Origin of the sequence: Vibrio sp. SG41-7, assembly GCF_014164465.1 — a bacterium.
Lineage (GTDB): Bacteria > Pseudomonadota > Gammaproteobacteria > Enterobacterales > Vibrionaceae > Vibrio > Vibrio splendidus.
The window spans coordinates 1-14,095 of record NZ_JACJFF010000031.1 but is presented as its reverse complement, the minus strand read 5'-3'; the positions used below and the strand labels follow the sequence as shown (position 1 = coordinate 14,095).

Annotated in this window: 11 protein-coding genes; 3 read left to right on the top strand and 8 right to left on the bottom strand. The window is 44.8% G+C overall.

Going from position 1 to position 14,095, the window contains the following annotated elements:
* Positions 1-16: 16 nt before the first annotated feature.
* Positions 17-715, bottom strand: coding sequence for a DUF1481 domain-containing protein (locus H5300_RS10735; protein ID WP_004729751.1), 699 nt, complete (start codon positions 713-715; stop codon positions 17-19).
* Positions 716-762: 47 nt separating this feature from the next.
* Positions 763-1,035, bottom strand: coding sequence for a nucleoid-associated protein HU-alpha (gene hupA / locus H5300_RS10730; RefSeq protein WP_004729753.1), 273 nt, complete (start codon positions 1,033-1,035; stop codon positions 763-765).
* A gap of 270 nt (positions 1,036-1,305) precedes the next feature.
* On the opposite strand from hupA, the gene H5300_RS10725 reads away from it, so the two are divergent.
* Entirely contained in the window at positions 1,306-2,457 is a 1,152-nt protein-coding gene (locus H5300_RS10725; RefSeq protein ID WP_108086623.1) for a CNNM domain-containing protein, read from the top strand.
* Positions 2,458-2,537: 80 nt separating this feature from the next.
* On the opposite strand, the gene H5300_RS10720 is transcribed toward H5300_RS10725, so the two are convergent.
* Positions 2,538-3,125 (bottom strand): YjaG family protein, encoded by a 588-nt coding sequence (locus tag H5300_RS10720; RefSeq protein ID WP_004729756.1) that lies wholly within the window; start codon positions 3,123-3,125, stop codon positions 2,538-2,540.
* Positions 3,126-3,196: 71 nt separating this feature from the next.
* Here H5300_RS10720 and H5300_RS10715 point away from each other — a divergent pair, with 71 nt between their 5' ends.
* A complete protein-coding gene (locus H5300_RS10715; protein WP_182795958.1) occupies positions 3,197-4,123 on the top strand; it encodes a D-2-hydroxyacid dehydrogenase in 927 nt (308 codons plus the stop codon).
* A 5-nt stretch (positions 4,124-4,128) separates the two neighbouring features.
* On the opposite strand, the gene H5300_RS10710 is transcribed toward H5300_RS10715, so the two are convergent.
* The 3 genes from H5300_RS10710 to nudC all read right to left on the bottom strand — a co-directional run bounded on the left by H5300_RS10710 (position 4,129) and on the right by nudC (position 6,980).
* Positions 4,129-4,674: a DUF4136 domain-containing protein gene (locus H5300_RS10710; RefSeq protein ID WP_065682711.1), complete on the bottom strand. Its 546-nt coding sequence runs from the start codon at positions 4,672-4,674 to the stop codon at positions 4,129-4,131.
* Between the two features lie 130 nt (positions 4,675-4,804).
* A complete protein-coding gene (hemE, locus tag H5300_RS10705) occupies positions 4,805-5,872 on the bottom strand; it encodes a uroporphyrinogen decarboxylase (RefSeq protein WP_004729761.1) in 1,068 nt (355 codons plus the stop codon).
* A 298-nt stretch (positions 5,873-6,170) separates the two neighbouring features.
* Positions 6,171-6,980, bottom strand: coding sequence for an NAD(+) diphosphatase (nudC, locus tag H5300_RS10700; protein ID WP_102534882.1), 810 nt, complete (start codon positions 6,978-6,980; stop codon positions 6,171-6,173).
* A gap of 164 nt (positions 6,981-7,144) precedes the next feature.
* Here nudC and rsd point away from each other — a divergent pair, with 164 nt between their 5' ends.
* Positions 7,145-7,642 carry a sigma D regulator gene (rsd, locus tag H5300_RS10695; protein WP_182795957.1) on the top strand — a complete coding sequence of 166 codons (498 nt, stop codon included), beginning with the start codon at positions 7,145-7,147 and terminating at the stop codon, positions 7,640-7,642.
* A gap of 365 nt (positions 7,643-8,007) precedes the next feature.
* Here the strand turns inward: rsd and rpoC are convergent, their stop codons facing one another.
* Together rpoC and rpoB are read right to left on the bottom strand one after the other, a co-directional pair.
* Positions 8,008-12,210, bottom strand: coding sequence for a DNA-directed RNA polymerase subunit beta' (gene rpoC, locus H5300_RS10690; protein ID WP_004729767.1), 4,203 nt, complete (start codon positions 12,208-12,210; stop codon positions 8,008-8,010).
* Between the two features lie 90 nt (positions 12,211-12,300).
* The coding region (gene rpoB, locus H5300_RS10685; protein WP_182795956.1) for a DNA-directed RNA polymerase subunit beta at positions 12,301-14,095 on the bottom strand (1,795 nt) is incomplete at its 5' end.

The following is a 14,095-nucleotide window of genomic DNA, read 5'->3' as shown; positions in this document are numbered from 1 at the left end:
ATTCTTTGATTGCTTTCTATTCTTTCAGCAACGATGGCCTTACGACACAATCATGACTGTCTTCAGCCAGCATCAGTAATTCTTCTACGCTCATCTTACCGAGTAAGTCACTGCCAAGAAACGCCGCATAGCTTTCCACAGACGCCAATCGGTCAATCACGAAGCCTGGTAAGGTCTGGTTAAATTCAATGCGATCAAACTCACCACCAGCGCACGTTTTAAAAGAGCTGCCATTCCAGTAACCCTGAATCAGCCTAAGCCCTTCATCATGCTGCTTCGTTGTGGTCTCTAGAACCGACGTCGCTTCTTTCTGATAGTTTTCAAGCTGCTTGGCTTGGATAGGTAAGATTTTGCTGTCAATACGATACTGCTGATACACAGCCTCGCCTGACTTGTTGAAACGCACATGAACACGATAAGGCACCAACTTATTCGATGAATTACGCTGTTCGCCTTCACGAACGAATTCACGAAGTATACCTTCCGACCAAGCATAGTCAGTTTGGTACCAGCCGTAATCGCCGACAGTGACATAGTCAGCTGAAGAATGAGGTTGTGTTAGTTTATTAGTAACCCAGTAAAAACTTGTCGCGTCGCCCATGACTTGGCCGCCGGTGTGAGTTTCAAATTGCTCTAGGTTTTTGCTGGGACTGGTCGATGAACAGCCAATGAGGAATGTAGATAATAGTGAAACGAGAAGAAATGCTTTTTTCATAAAAACCTGTACCGAGGTGGAATACGACTACCTCGGTACAGGTTAGATTATTTCACTGAATCTTTCAGCGCTTTACCTGCAACAAATGCTGGAACATTTGCAGCAGCGATTTGGATCTCATCACCAGTTTTTGGGTTACGACCAGTGCGAGCTGCACGGTGGTTTACTTTAAAAGTACCAAAACCAATTAGCTGAACTTGATCGCCATCTTTAAGAGCATCTGTAACACCACCAAGAGTCGCTTCTAGAGCAGCTTTAGCTTGTGCTTTAGAAAGGTCCGCTTTTTCAGCAATAAAGTCGATTAATTGAGTCTTGTTCATTTTAGGTTTCCCTTCTTTGTATTTTTGAATTCAATTTACTCTAAAACATAAATGCCCCATCTGGCAAAGGTTTGTCGTCGATCTTTAGCTCTAATGCCGTAGTTTTAGCCATAATATGAGTAATAACTCACAATTTGTTACTGATTTTATTGAGTAAGCCCTTGTTTAAAAGGGGCTGAGAGGCAAATTAATGATGACCTAGCCACTACTTTATCTCTATAATCCACGCTGAATCGCTGTTAAAGCGTACAATTTAATTTAAGGGCAAACATGCTGCTGCTAACTATTTACGTCTCCATTGCTATTGGAGTTTCTTTCATTTGTTCTGTTTTAGAAGCTGTACTTTTGAGTATTAGTCCGAGCTACATTGCTCAACTAAAACAAAATGGGCACCCTGCAGCAGAGTCTTTAGACAAACTGAAAACAGACATTGACCGCCCGCTCGCGTCAATTTTAACGCTCAACACCATCGCGCACACAATCGGTGCTGCGACGGCAGGTGCACAAGCGGCTGTGGTTTTTGGTAGCCAATGGTTAGGTGTATTCTCTGCCGTACTGACTTTGGGTATTTTGGTTTTGTCTGAGATTGTTCCAAAAACTATTGGTGCAACCTACTGGCGTCAACTGGCTCCAGCATCATCAAACGTACTTCGCTGGATGGTTTTCTTTCTAACACCGTTTGTCTGGTTCTCAGAACAGATCACCAAACGTCTTGCTCGTGGCCACCAAGCACCAAAAATGCGTGATGAGCTGTCTGCAATGGCTATTTTGGCAAAAGAGAGTGGTGAGTTTGCTGAAGGCGAATCAAAAATTCTGAGCAACCTATTAGGCATTCAAGATGTGCCTGTGACGCAGGTGATGACACCGCGCCCTGTTGTATTCCGCGTCGATGCCGAAATGAGCGTGAATACGTTCCTAGAGCAGCACAAAGACACACCATTCTCGCGCCCATTAGTTTACAGCGAGCAAACTGACAACATCATTGGTTTTGTACACCGTCTAGAGCTGTTTAGATTGCAACAGGCGGGTTGTGGCGAGAAAGCTCTGGGTGAAGTAATGCGCCCTATCCACGTGTTGCTGAACAACATGGGCTTGGCTAAAGCCTTTGACCAAATGATGGCAAACCGCCTGCAGCTTTCCTTAGTAGTTGACGAGTACGGTACGATTCAGGGCATCATCACCCTAGAAGATATCTTTGAGCACCTAGTGGGCGAAGAGATCGTCGACGAGGCAGATAAGACGACTGACATGCAAGAACTGGCATTTCAGCGTTGGGAACAGTGGAAAGAAACACACGGTGTTATCGAAAACCGCGATGAAGAGGACGAGCTAGAGGAAAAAACTCTAACAGACAACGACACCTCAGACTCAAAGTCAGCGGATGAAGACAGGGTTCAAAAAGAAGACAAAAAAGACGCTTAATCTCAATTTGATAACGTCAGATACAACAAAGGCTCCCTAGGGAGCCTTTGTTTTTATTCGTACTTTGATGCGATAGCGAATTATAACGCTACACCAATGTTACTTACTGGGTCTTCACGCAGTTCGTGGCGTAGATCTTTGATCAGCTCTAGGTCACGCTCAGTCGTTTCACGTAGAGGTCGGAAGATGGCCCACTGAACGTCCCACTCTTCACACACCGCTTCGTTTTCTTTCTGGTTTTCGTTTGTCACTTCTTCAGCGCCTTGAGCAAACTCAAGCTCAGCAACCGTCTTCACCGATTGTTGACTCACTTTAATTACAGTTTCAAGCAGATGCTCACGGTCAAGTAAGCCATGGATTAACGTTGCTAAGCCTTGGCACGCGTCCATCGCAGGGTAAACACCGTAGAAATCAAAATCATCTCCACTTGGGAATAGCTCTTCGACTTTCTCAAGCTGACGCTCAAAATTCACCTTTGCCGTTTTAACGGTTAAGATTTCCCAAATGCTATCCAAAACATCACGATAGATTCGAGCTTCCGCAAATTCTGTATTCTCACAAAACATGGCATAGTTAGGGTACATACGCTCACATAGACACGCCATAAAGGTAATTTGTTGCCAAGGTTCTAACTTTTCTAGACGAACCTGCAGTGGATTCTGAAGCATAGTCACTCAATAATTGCAGAAAAAGACAGCGAAAGTGTACTTGATAAACCTAGGATGGAAAAGGTAGGCCGATGAACAATTTTACGAATAAGCTCTATATTCTTACTGAGCATGACGATACTTATACGCAACTGATTCTAAACCAAGGGTTACCTGACCTCGAAATCACTCAAAACCCCGAATTAGCTGAGATCGTGCTGGCTTCTCCTCCTTTAATCGCGGAGCGACTTAATGAGTTTAAACATCTAGACTGGGTGCAAAGTACCTACGCAGGAATCAATAAACTCACTCAGCCGGATCTTCGTCAAGATTATACGCTGACCAACGTCAAAGGCATCTTCGGCCCTGCGATTGCTGAATACGTGTTAGGTTACACGATCAGCCACTGTAGACACTTCCCTCACTACCACCAGCAACAAGCACAACGAAGCTGGCAGCCACAGCTATATGCTAGCCTAACTGACAAAACCATGGTGATTTTAGGAACCGGTTCAATCGGAAGTCATTTAGCGAAAACCGCAGCTGCCTTTGGTATTCATACCATTGGAGTCAACCGTACCGGCATCCCATCAAAGCAAGAGACCTTTAAAGACACTTTCCACATCAATGAGATAGAGGCTGCCCTTAAGCAAGCGGATATTGTGGTCAACACCTTGCCATCAACAACTGAAACCTATCAATTACTCAATCAAACGACCTTAGGTTACTGCTCGAATGTGCTGCTGTTTAATGTTGGAAGAGGAGAGAGCTTAGATAACAAAGCCTTGCTGCTTGCGATTAAGAATAAGTGGGTTGAGCATGCTTTCTTGGATGTGTTTGAAAGTGAGCCCCTCTCGCAGGAGCACCCTTTCTGGACATTACCGCAAGTGACCATCACCCCGCACATTGCAGCGCTGAGTGAGCCAAGGCAGGCGGTAGAGATCTTCGCCGAGAATTACCAACAGTGGCGAGATGGCTTTAAACTGAACCATGTCATCGATTTTGATAAAGGCTATTAGCCTTGTTATTCGACATTCGAAGAAGGAACGGGATAGTCTTCGAACATTTGTTTCACTTGATCTAAGATAAACTCATTCCGGTCTTCCGTGTCCATTGTCTCCGTGAGTTGTCTTTGAGATATGGAACGCCAAATCACATCGTTGGACTGAGTTTCAACTATGCTAATACTCAGTTTTCCATACTTTTTCTCTTTAACACGAGTGGGGGTGCTAACTCCTGCTCCATAGACGTTGTTGATACTCCCAGTTCCGAAACCAAAGCTAAAAGTAGGCCCATCAGCAAGTAACTCGGATTCCTCAAGAATTTCGTAATAAACCGTAAGTTGTGCATCACTCTCTAAGAAACTGATTCCTCGGAACTTCATTTCTTCATCTACGGCTTTTTTAATTCGAGCAGCATCAAGTGTTAAAGGTGATTGCTTGGGTTCATCATATTGATAAGTTTTAAAGCCTGCGAAGCTGACTGACGAATCATAATCAGTAGAAACGTCGGAAGCACAGCCAAGTAAGAGCAACAATAGCGTAAAGAATAAATACCTAAGTCTAAACATAAAACTTTCCGTTAGAGGTTGTTATGTTCAGCATAGTAGAAAACTAACTAACGATAAGAATAAAATGCCAACAGCACAAACAAAAAAGCCCCTAGTTAACATATCTAGGGGCTTTGAAAACATATCTTAATTACTTATGGTATGGCTTAGATAGGTCATGAACTGCGTCCACAAATACACCAGCATTCTCTGGTGGCACATCTAGGTGAATACCATGGCCAAGGTTAAATACGTGACCAGTACCGCCGTCACCAAAACCTTCAAGGATAGTGCCGACTTCTTCACGAATACGCTCAGGTTGTGCGTAAAGCACTGATGGGTCCATGTTGCCTTGTAGAGCCACTTTATCGCCAATACGCGCTTTTGCATCCGCAATATTGATTGTCCAGTCTAGGCCCACCGCATCACAGCCAGTCGCTGCGATAGATTCTAGCCACATGCCACCGTTCTTAGTGAACAGAGTAACCGGTACACGGCGACCTTCGTTTTCACGGATTAGGCCATCGACAATTTTGTGCATGTACTGTAGTGAGAACAGGTTGTAGTCACGCGGAGTAAGTACACCACCCCATGTGTCGAATACCATTACCGATTGTGCACCCGCTTTAATTTGCGCGTTCAGGTATTCAATAACGGTGTCAGCCAGCTTATCTAGAAGTAAATGCAGTGTTTGTGGCTCTGCGTACATCATCTTCTTGATCTTAGTAAACGCCTTCGAGCTGCTGCCTTCAACCATGTAAGTTGCCAGTGTCCAAGGGCTACCAGAGAAACCAATCAATGGCACTTCGCCTTTCAGATCTTTACGGATCTGACGAACAGCATTCATTACGTATTGAAGCTCGCCTTCTGGATCAGGTAGGCCAATCTTCTCTACGTCAGCTTTACATGTGATAGGACGTTCAAACTTAGGACCTTCACCAGTTTCAAAGTACAAGCCTAAGCCCATTGCATCAGGGATAGTTAGGATGTCAGAGAACAAGATTGCCGCATCAAGCGGGAAACGACGTAAAGGTTGAAGTGTTACTTCTGATGCCAGTTCAGCGTTTTTGCACAAAGACATGAAATCGCCCGCTTCAGCGCGCGTTGCTTTGTACTCTGGAAGATAGCGGCCAGCTTGGCGCATCATCCATACTGGTGTGTAATCAACAGGCTGTTTTAAAAGTGCGCGTAAATAGCGATCGTTTTTTAATTCGGTCATTCCGTAAATTCCAATTCAATCTTGTCTAGTTTTGATGGCAAGTATTCTAACACTGATTGAAGGGTAAAAGCTGTGTGCTTTGCAACCTAGATCAAGTTATTAACTTTTAAATCAATGCTTAATTTGCACCCAATTGCAGGAGCATGTTAAAAATTTGTTCGCTAGCGAAAATTACAATTATAACATCTGAGTAGTCACTACTCAGCATCTCATAACGACATCTTACTTACCCCCTCCACTTGTGGAGGGTTTTTTTTAGCTTTTGACCACCTATAGGCCAAATACTATCATAGGTAAATTAGTACTCTATCGTCTGCTCCGTCACACCATCTTTCATCACGTCACCCACAGTTTTCTCAATCAATTGTCTCGCAATCGTTCCTACTGGAGCTACATCAGGCAGGCTTGTTACATCAAACCATTGGGCATCCGACAGTTCACTGTAATCGGGTTTAAGCGTACCACCAGCATAATCTGCCAGAAAGGCCATCATCATACTCGACGGAAACGCCCATGGCTGGCTGCCAAAGTAACGAATATTACTGACATCGATGCCTGTCTCTTCTTTGACTTCTCTTGCCACGCACTGCTCTAAGGTCTCTCCAACCTCTAGGAAGCCCGCTATCACGGTATACATACCTGTTTTATGTCTTGGATGCTGTGCAAGCAATATCTTGTTGTCGTTTCGTACAGCGACAATGATGCACGGGAAGATGCGAGGATAATGAAGTGTTCGGCAGTCTCCGCATTGCATCGCCACCTGATTATGGTTGAGGTGATTACGACCGCCACACTGAGGACAAAAACGCATACTTTGCGTCATGTGCCCATACTGGATGGCTTTGCTTGCTGTCAGAAAACTCGATTCAGGCCAGTGCAATAACTCACGTAGGTTTATCATGGTCAGTTCACTCTCAACATCACAATCGTTGAGCCAATACACCTTACGACCTTGATGCTGACCAATACAGATTGCATGCTCGACACTCAGCCCTAGCTCTTCAGCTGAGCCATAAGGAAACTGATCATTATTAACCCAAATATCACTACCTGAAACGACGCACCAATAAGCTTGCTCTGTCATTTTGTTATCACTTTTTTTTAACATCCCTATGCCTCATTGCTTGCAGTTCGTTCATTTTACTGGCAATCTAATTTCATACTAGAGTTGTAGCAGAGAATAATTCAAACTATTACTTTTAGTAGATACCAATAAATGGACCTTGCTTAGGCAATTACTTGATCACAAGGTTGTGATCAGATCATGAGGACATGGTCATGCTAAATAAATTCAAACAAATACAAGAACAATGGGGTGGCTCTAATGAGGTCATCGATCATTGGCTCGAAACTCGACAGTCTCTAATCGTTGAGTATTGTAAGCTTGCCGCTCTACAGCCTTCATCGTCGAAAGCAACTGCAATCACTGAACTGCCTTCTCCAGAAGAACTCCAAAAATTCAGCCAACATCTTGTTGATTACATCTCCGAAGGTCATTTCAAAATCTATGACATGGTGATGGACAGATGGCAGTCTACTGGCTTCAAAGCAACAGACGAAATCAACCAGTCTTATGGTCATATCGTCCTTACCACGGACCCTCTGCTCAACTTCACCGACAAGTACGCCGCCATTGAAGCTAGTGATACATTAGAAAGCTTTGATAGTGAACTGTCACTCGTAGGTGAGATTCTTGAGGCTAGGTTTGCGGTTGAAGACCAACTGATACAACAAATTGCCGACAGCCTAGCGGTTCCACCAGGAGCTTAATGGCTTAACATCTTCTAAGCTTGCCTCTGTGCAAGCTTTTTGTTTTGTCTGTAGCGTTACACCCAACTCTTCTACCAGAGCCTATTGGTTCGTCCCTACCCTGATGTTTTGAGATAACCCGACGTAACACTTCTCACCGGTTTCATCCTCAGCGCCTTCCTGTAAACACTTAAACTGCCTCCCTGTTAACACGCAAGCTGCCTTCGAGAAAGTACTATCGACTAAGTCCACCAGCCAAGCAATCTGTAAGCAAGCATACCTATCAACTTCTAATCTATAAACCTCTCGTTAAACACCTATACGCCAGATACAAAAAAGGCACCCGAAGGTGCCTTTTCTTATCTCTTAGAGACTACTCGTAGAGCTTACTCTTCTGAAGAGAAACCAGCGTTTAGAAGTGCTGCTAGATTGTCAGTAGCTTGTTCAGCTGAAGGACCTTCTTGCTCTTCTTCACGTTGCTTTTGACGCTCTTGGTGGTATGCGAAACCAGTACCAGCAGGGATCAGACGACCAACAATTACGTTCTCTTTCAGACCGCGAAGGTCATCACGCTTACCAGAAACCGCAGCTTCTGTTAGTACGCGAGTCGTTTCTTGGAACGATGCAGCTGAGATGAATGACTCAGTTGCAAGAGATGCTTTAGTAATACCTAGTAGATCACGTTCGAAACGTACTAGTTCTTTACCTTCAGCTTCTAGCTTACGGTTAGCAATCTTAACATTGTGGTACTCAACTTGTTCGCCAGGTAGGAACGGAGAGTCACCAGAATGAGTGATTGTACACTTACGTAGCATTTGACGAACGATAGTCTCAATGTGCTTATCGTTAATCTTTACGCCTTGTAAGCGGTAAACTTCTTGAACTTCGTTCGCGATGTACTGAGTTACTGCGTGGATACCACGTAGACGCAGGATATCGTGTGGAGTTTCAGGACCGTCGGCGATTACATCACCACGTTCAATCTTCTCACCTTCGAACACGTTCAATTGACGATGCTTAGGAATCATCTCTTCGTAAGCGTCACCGCCTTCACGAGTGATTACTAGACGACGCTTACCTTTCGTTTCTTTACCGAAAGACACAGTACCTGTGTGCTCAGCAAGGATCGCAGGCTCTTTAGGCTTACGAGCTTCGAATAGGTCAGCTACGCGTGGTAGACCACCGGTGATATCTTTGTTTCCGCTCGATTTTTGAGGGATACGAGATAGTGTGTCACCAATGCCAACTTCAGCGCCATCTTCGATGTTTACAATCGCTTTGCCAGGTAGGAAGTAGTGAGCTGGCATATCAGTACCAGGGATCATTACGTCGTTACCTTGCTCATCAACAAGTTTGATAGCTGGACGCATATCTTTACCTGCTGCTGGGCGAGCTGCTGCGTCTGTAACTTCACTTGAAGAAAGACCCGTTAGATCGTCAGTGTTACGAGAAACTGTAATACCATCGATCATATCTACGAATTGGATACGACCTGCCACTTCAGTGATGATTGGCATGGTATGCGCTTCCCAGTTAGCTACAACTTCACCAGCAGTAACTGCTGCGTTGTCGCCTTTGGTTAGCATCGAACCGTAAGGAAGTTTGTGCTTCTCTTTAGTACGGCCGAACTCATCAATAATCGTCATCTCAGATGCACGAGAAGTGATAACCAGTTTCTTATCTTTGTTAGTTACGAACTTAGCATTGTGAAGCTTCACAGTACCAGTTGTCTTAGCTTGGATGCTGTTCTCTGCTGCTGCAGTAGATGCCGCACCACCGATGTGGAACGTACGCATCGTTAGCTGTGTACCCGGTTCACCGATAGATTGTGCAGCGATAACACCAACTGCTTCACCTTGGTTCACTAGGTGACCACGTGCTAGGTCACGACCGTAACACTGTGCACAACAACCGAAGTCTGCATCACAGGTAACAACAGAGCGCACTTTCATGCTATCTACTGAGTTGTCTTCCATGATTTGACACCACTTCTCATCAATCAGAGTATTACGTGGAATCAGTACATCTTCAGTACCAGGCTTAAGAACATCTTCAGCAACAACACGACCAAGAGCAAGCTCAGAAAGTGCAACTTTAACGTCACCACCTTCGATGTGAGGCATCATGTCGATACCTTCATGCGTGCCACAGTCATGTTCGTGTACTACAACGTCTTGAGCAACGTCTACTAGACGACGAGTTAGGTAACCCGAGTTTGCTGTTTTCAGTGCTGTATCCGCAAGACCCTTACGAGCACCGTGCGTTGAGATAAAGTACTGAAGGACGTTTAGACCTTCTTTAAAGTTCGCAGTGATCGGCGTTTCGATGATTGAACCATCTGGACGCGCCATCAGACCACGCATACCTGCTAGCTGACGAATCTGAGCTGCAGAACCACGTGCGCCCGAGTCGGCCATCATGTAGATGCTGTTGAACGATTCTTGCTGTTCTTCTTCGCCGTCACGGTTAATAACTGTTTCAGAAGATAGGTTATCCATCATTGCTTTCGCAACGCGGTCATTCGTAGATGCCCAGATATCGATAACTTTGTTGTAACGCTCACCCGCAGTAACAAGACCAGATTGGAATTGCTCTTGGATTTCGCGAACTTCTTCTTCAGCAGATTCAATCTCGTCGTATTTCGCTTGAGGAACAACCATATCGTTGATACCTACAGAAACACCAGAAAGAGCCGCGTATGCGAAACCTGCGTACATGATTTGGTCAGCAAATACTACTGTATCTTTTAGACCAAGCTTACGGTAACACTCGTTAAGAAGAGTAGAGATCTGCTTCTTACCTAACTTTTGGTTAACGATGCTGTACGGAAGGCCTTTAGGAACGATCTGCCATAGCATTGCACGACCTACAGTCGTATCTACTAGGCCAGTATTCGTTGTGCTATTGCCGTCTTCATCTACTACTGTTTCAGTGATACGTACTTTAACGCGAGCATGTAGCTCAGCAGTCTTAGTACGGTATGCCTTTTCAGCCTCAGCAGGGCCAGCAAGGTACATACCTTCACCTTTCACGTTGATCTTGTCACGTGTCATGTAGTAAAGACCCAATACAACGTCCTGAGAAGGTACGATGATCGGATCACCTGATGCTGGCGACAGAATGTTATTCGTCGACATCATTAGGGTACGAGCTTCAAGCTGTGCTTCTAGAGTTAGAGGCACGTGTACAGCCATTTGGTCACCATCGAAGTCGGCGTTGTATGCCGCACACACTAGTGGGTGAAGCTGAATCGCTTTACCTTCGATTAGTACTGGTTCAAACGCTTGGATACCTAGACGGTGAAGTGTAGGCGCACGGTTAAGCAGTACTGGGTGTTCACGGATAACTTCGTCTAGGATATCCCAAACAATCGCTTCTTCGCGCTCTACCATTTTCTTAGCAGCTTTGATTGTCGTAGCCATGCCACGAGTCTCTAGCTTGCTGTAGATGAACGGCTTAAATAGCTCAAGTGCCATCTTCTTAGGAAGACCACACTGATGTAGACGAAGGTATGGACCTACTGTGATTACAGAACGGCCAGAGTAGTCTACACGCTTACCTAGAAGGTTCTGACGGAAACGACCTTGTTTACCCTTGATCATATCAGCAAGAGATTTCAGAGGACGCTTGTTAGAACCTGTGATCGCACGACCGCGACGACCGTTATCTAGAAGGGCATCAACAGACTCTTGCAACATACGCTTTTCGTTACGTACGATGATGTCTGGAGCCGCTAGCTCTAGAAGACGCTTCAAACGGTTGTTACGGTTGATCACACGACGGTAAAGGTCGTTCAGATCTGAAGTCGCAAAACGACCGCCATCTAGAGGTACTAGAGGACGAAGATCTGGCGGTAGCACTGGAAGTACAGTTAGGATCATCCACTCAGGCTTGTTGCCTGACGAGATGAACGCTTCAACTAGCTTCAAACGCTTAGTAACTTTCTTACGCTTAGTTTCAGAGTTAGTTGTTTCCAACTCTTCGCGCATTTCTTCCACTTCTTGATGAAGGTCCATTGTTGAAAGCAGATCTTTGATCGCTTCAGCACCCATCTTAGCAGTGAATTCGTCACCCCACTCTTCTAGACGATCCAGATACTCTTCTTCAGTAAGCATCTGAGATTTTTCTAGATCAGTCATACCCGGTTCAGTTACTACGTACATTTCGAAGTAAAGAACACGTTCGATATCACGCAGAGGGATATCCATTAGTAGACCGATACGAGACGGTAGTGATTTTAGGAACCAGATGTGAGCAACTGGTGAAGCAAGCTCGATGTGGCCCATACGGTCACGACGAACTTTAGTTTGTGTAACTTCAACGCCACACTTCTCACAGATAACACCACGGTGCTTCAGGCGCTTGTATTTGCCACAAAGACATTCGTAGTCTTTAACTGGACCAAAAATACGTGCACAGAACAGACCATCACGTTCAGGTTTGAACGTACGATAGTTAATTGTTTCTGGCTTTTTAACTTCACCAAAAGACCACGAACGGATCGTGTCTGGTGAAGATAGACCGATTTTGATTGCATCAAATTCTTCGGTCTTATGCTGTGCTTTTAGAAAGTTTAATAAGTCTTTCACGTTCAGCTCCTGTAAGGAGTTAAAGGAGCTCACCGACTAAAGTGAGCCCCCTTTACCAAGTAATCCAATCTTCTTTATAAAAAAGAGGGATTACTCTTCGTCTTCTAGCTCGATGTTGATACCTAGCGAGCGAATCTCTTTCAACAGTACGTTGAACGACTCTGGCATGCCAGGTTCCATGCTATGGTTGCCATCTACGATGTTCTTATACATCTTAGTACGGCCGTTAACGTCATCCGACTTAACTGTTAGCATTTCTTGTAGAGTATATGCAGCACCGTATGCTTCTAGTGCCCATACTTCCATCTCACCGAAACGCTGACCACCGAACTGAGCTTTACCACCAAGTGGTTGCTGAGTTACTAGGCTGTAAGAACCAGTTGAACGAGCATGCATCTTGTCATCAACCAAGTGGTTCAGTTTCAGCATGTACATGTAACCAACAGTTACAGGACGCTCAAACGAATCACCAGTACGACCATCAAACAGTTTAAGCTGACCAGATTCTGGCAGATCACCCAGTTTAAGTAGTTCTTTGATTAGAGACTCAGAAGCACCGTCGAACACAGGAGTAGCAATCGGTAGACCGCCACGTAGGTTCTTAATCAGTGTACGAACTTGATCATCAGACAGTTCAGCAATATCAACTTTCTGACGAGTATCACCAAGATCATAAACCTTTTGTAGGAACTCACGGAACTTATGCAGTTCTTGTTGTTCCTTAACCATTTGGTTGATCTTGTCACCGATACCTTTCGCAGCCAAACCTAAGTGAACTTCTAGGATCTGACCGATGTTCATACGCGATGGTACACCCAGCGGGTTAAGTACGATGTCTACAGGCTGACCTTTCTCATCGTATGGCATGTCTTCAACAGGGTTAATCTTAGAGATTACACCTTTGTTACCGTGACGACCGGCCATCTTATCACCAGGCTGGATACGACGTTTAACAGCTAGGTAAACTTTAACAATCTTAAGAACGCCAGGCGCTAGATCATCACCTTGAGTGATTTTACGACGCTTAGTTTCAAACTTCTTATCGAAGTCTGCTTTTAGCTCATCCCACTGCTCAGCAAGTTGCTCAAGCTGTGTTTGTAGCGCATCGTCTTCTAGAACTTGCTCTAGCCATTGCTTACGACCGATAGTATCAAGCTTAGCTTCAGAGTAACCACCAGACAGAAGTACAGCTTTAACACGGTTAAGAAGGCCACCCTCAAGAATTTGGAACTCTTCAGTTAGATCTTTCTTAGCTTCTTTAAGCTGCATCTGTTCGATTTCAAGTGCACGTTTGTCTTTCTCTACGCCATCGCGAGTGAAGACTTGTACATCGATGATAGTACCCGAAACAGAGTTTGGTACACGTAGAGAAGTATCTTTAACATCAGATGCTTTCTCACCGAAGATAGCACGTAGTAGCTTCTCTTCAGGAGTCAGTTGAGTTTCACCTTTAGGGGTTACTTTACCAACTAGGATGTCGCCACCCTTAACTTCAGCACCAATGTAAACGATACCTGACTCGTCTAGTTTAGACAGAGCAGACTCACCTACGTTTGGAATATCAGCTGTGATCTCTTCAGAACCCAGCTTAGTATCACGAGCCACACAAGATAGTTCTTGAATGTGGATTGTCGTGAAACGGTCTTCTTGAACTACGCGCTCAGATACTAAGATCGAGTCTTCGAAGTTGTAACCGTTCCAAGGCATGAATGCGATACGCATGTTTTGGCCAAGAGCAAGTTCACCAAGGTCAGTTGAAGGACCATCAGCAAGAACATCACCGCGTGCAACTGGTTCACCAGGAAGTACAGTTGGACGTTGGTTAATACATGTGTTTTGGTTCGAACGCGTGTACTTAGTTAGGTTGTAGATATCGATACCAGCT

Coding starts and splice junctions, on each gene's coding strand:
- H5300_RS10715 (WP_182795958.1), top strand. CDS start 3,197: ATGAACAATTTTACGAATAAGCTCTATATTCTTACTGAGCATGACGAT.
- H5300_RS10735 (WP_004729751.1), bottom strand. CDS start 715: ATGAAAAAAGCATTTCTTCTCGTTTCACTATTATCTACATTCCTCATT.
- rsd (WP_182795957.1), top strand. CDS start 7,145: ATGGTCATGCTAAATAAATTCAAACAAATACAAGAACAATGGGGTGGC.
- hupA (WP_004729753.1), bottom strand. CDS start 1,035: ATGAACAAGACTCAATTAATCGACTTTATTGCTGAAAAAGCGGACCTT.
- H5300_RS10720 (WP_004729756.1), bottom strand. CDS start 3,125: ATGCTTCAGAATCCACTGCAGGTTCGTCTAGAAAAGTTAGAACCTTGG.
- H5300_RS10710 (WP_065682711.1), bottom strand. CDS start 4,674: ATGTTTAGACTTAGGTATTTATTCTTTACGCTATTGTTGCTCTTACTT.
- H5300_RS10725 (WP_108086623.1), top strand. CDS start 1,306: ATGCTGCTGCTAACTATTTACGTCTCCATTGCTATTGGAGTTTCTTTC.
- hemE (WP_004729761.1), bottom strand. CDS start 5,872: ATGACCGAATTAAAAAACGATCGCTATTTACGCGCACTTTTAAAACAG.
- nudC (WP_102534882.1), bottom strand. CDS start 6,980: ATGTTAAAAAAAAGTGATAACAAAATGACAGAGCAAGCTTATTGGTGC.